The sequence below is a fragment of the Acinetobacter sp. Colony158 genome (assembly GCF_019264745.1).
GTDB classification, from domain to species: Bacteria; Pseudomonadota; Gammaproteobacteria; order Pseudomonadales; family Moraxellaceae; genus Acinetobacter; species Acinetobacter ursingii.
Map to the genome: position 1 here is coordinate 2,907,388 of NZ_CP078523.1, position 2,722 is coordinate 2,910,109.

Annotated in this window: 4 protein-coding genes; 2 read left to right on the top strand and 2 right to left on the bottom strand. The window is 38.2% G+C overall.

Going from position 1 to position 2,722, the window contains the following annotated elements; translation table 11 throughout:
* On the bottom strand, window positions 1-897 hold an 897-nt coding region (locus tag JR005_RS11930; RefSeq protein WP_034699860.1), incomplete at its 3' end, for a LysR family transcriptional regulator.
* Window positions 898-1,010: 113 nt separating this feature from the next.
* Here JR005_RS11930 and JR005_RS11935 point away from each other — a divergent pair.
* Both JR005_RS11935 and JR005_RS11940 read left to right on the top strand, forming a co-directional pair.
* On the top strand, window positions 1,011-1,439 hold the full coding sequence (locus JR005_RS11935) for a CidA/LrgA family protein (protein WP_218665137.1): 429 nt from the start codon (window positions 1,011-1,013) through the stop codon (window positions 1,437-1,439).
* Window positions 1,436-2,128, top strand: coding sequence for an LrgB family protein (locus tag JR005_RS11940; RefSeq protein WP_218665138.1), 693 nt, complete (start codon window positions 1,436-1,438; stop codon window positions 2,126-2,128). Before JR005_RS11935 ends, JR005_RS11940 begins: the two co-directional genes overlap by 4 nt.
* 9 nt (window positions 2,129-2,137) lie before the next feature.
* Here the strand turns inward: JR005_RS11940 and cobS are convergent.
* On the bottom strand, window positions 2,138-2,722 hold a 585-nt coding region (cobS, locus tag JR005_RS11945; protein ID WP_228731699.1), incomplete at its 5' end, for an adenosylcobinamide-GDP ribazoletransferase.

The window sequence follows — 2,722 nt, forward strand, 5'->3', positions numbered from 1 at the left end:
AAAACGAATTTGATCTTGGTGTGCCTTAATAATACTTAACCATGCTTTAGTCGCAGCGGTCATCGGCACAGAAGTATTCCATGCCATACTTAGTGTCCAACGCAAAGAAGTATTGGCTAAAGGCGTAATATTAAACTTGCTTTGATCAAGTTGTTCACAATAGATTTGTGGCAATAACGCAATGCCCATCGAAAATTCAACCATTTTGGCAATAAAATCCCATTGGCTACTTTTACATACAATTTTTGGCTGAAATCCTTCCACCTGTGCCGCCTGAATAATCAGGTTATTCAAGGTAAAACTATCGTCATATAAAAGAAAAGATTCTTCTTTTAAATCAGCTAAGCTCACCTCTTGTATATTTTTCCATCTCGAATGTTTCGCGGACAATAAACACAAAGATGAATCTACGATCGGAATTTCTGCAAGAATAGGATTGTGATTACTTAAAAGCACACCTACATCAAGGGTTCGGTTAAGAATTGCTTCTGAAATGGCATTTGATCCCACTTCCATAAATTGTAATTCAATATCAGGATATCGTTTATGAAACGATGCGATCAGTGAGGTAAGCAACACCGAACCCAAAGGTGGTACACCCAAAGTCAATTTTCCTTTTTTTAAATGTTTTATATCTTCTAATGTTTCATAAATTTTTTTCTGTTCATCCAATATAGTAAGCGCATGTTGATAAATTTGCTGACCCGTATATGTCAGCTCCACTTCACGTTTACGCCCTGCTTCCCCTTTTTTAAATAAGGTCGTAGCTAATTCCTGTTCAAATGCAGCAATGGCTTTACTGACGGTAGGCTGCGTCATATAGAGTTGCTCCGCTGCTGCCGTAAAACTTTGGCTTTGTACAATTTGTACAAAAATCTTTAGGGTTTTAATATCCATTTACAACCATTCCATAAAAGCATAATTAATTTTTTATTATTCATAATATGGCATAACAACTCCATTTACAATTGTTCTATTCCAAACACATCATACAGTTTATAGGTGATCCCTTGTCTTATTCCAGCCTTGCATATTTTGCCAAAGTGATCATCCAGATTGGTTTATTACTTATTTTCTGGTGGATTGGATCACTCTTGCAACAAGCATTAAATCTTCCTGTTTCAGCAGGCGTTATTGGGCTTTTTCTAGTTTTGATCGGGCTTGTAAGTGGCGTGTTTAAATTACAGTGGATTAAAACTGGTTCGGATTTCATGCTAGCCGAACTCGTGCTGTTTTTCATTCCTTGTGTCGTGGGACTGATCAACTATAAAAGTTTATTTATAGCTGAAGGCTGGCAATTTATAACTGCAATTGTGCTCAGTACCATGTGTGTCATGGTATTTACCGCCTATACCGTACATTTTTGCTTTAAATTGGAATCACGACTCAAACAACGCAGCCAAGATAAAATGCTACTTCAACATGAGCTAAAATCATGAATATTGCCTTGATATGTTTTGTTGGAACACTTTTGGGTTATATCTTGGCCAAACCCATTTATCGTCGTTTGCCTTATTTACCTTTTGCACCTGCAATTTTAGTTCCTTGCTTGATTATGGTGCTACTCATGATTTTCCATGTGCCTTATACCACCTATATGCAAGATAATCACTGGATCGTATGGATGTTAGGACCAACCACAGTAGCATTTGCGATTCCGATTTATGAATACCGCGATATCATTAAACAACATGCATTGTCTATTTGTATGGGTATTATCGTTGGGATGGCGGCAGGTATGCTGAGTGCTTTTTATCTGGCGCGTTTGTTTCATTTTGATCAGCAAACCACTTATAGTCTCATGTCTCGCTCGATTTCTACGCCTTTTGCCATGGAACTCACGCAACATATTGGCGGTTCAGTTGAATTGGTAATTTTGTTTACCATTTTGACTGGCATTGTCGGTATCATCTTTGGCGATCTTATTTTAGCTGGATTAAAGCTCAAGTCTTATTTGGCCAATGGCGCTTCTCTGGGCAATGCTGCGCATGGTTTTGGTACAAGTAAAGCATATATGCGCAATAAGCAAGAAGGTGTCATTGCGAGTTTAACCATGGTATTGGCAGGCATTTTTATGGTCATTACAGGCCCTTTTCTGGTTCACGTTATTGTTAAGTTACTGGTCTGAAAACATTGATCAATAAAAGCCGCTTAAAATAAAACTGAGTAATAAAGCTGTTTCTAGTAGTTCAATACTTGCTCCGATGGTATCGCCTGTGATGCCATCAATACGTTTGACAAAAAGATGTCGCAAATAAATCAATCCCGTCACAAAAACAAGTAAGCTTAAAACACCTTGTAATTTCCAGTAGAGCAAACTGAGTAAAACGATCAAACTTATCAGCCAAGCACTTTTTTTAGGTAAATCCTCAGCTAAGTGCCGTCCCAGGCCATTTTCACGAACATAGCTTGTGGTGAGCAATAAAATTAATGGCACAACTCGCCCAAGCATCGGTACAAAAATCAAAAATAGCGCTAAATATTGCTCTAGTAACAGATAAATACAGACCCATTTAAGCAAACAGACTGCGATCAGACTTAACACACCAATCAGTCCACAACTTGGATCTTTCATAATCTCAAGGGTACGTTGTTTATCACCAAAACCACCCACCCATGCATCAGCTGTATCTGCCAAGCCATCCAAATGTAAACCACCTGTTAGCCAAATCCAGATGATTAGAATAAGACTTGCGCTCAAAAGATGTGGAACAGGACTCAA

Coding starts and splice junctions, on each gene's coding strand:
- JR005_RS11940 (WP_218665138.1), top strand. CDS start 1,436: ATGAATATTGCCTTGATATGTTTTGTTGGAACACTTTTGGGTTATATC.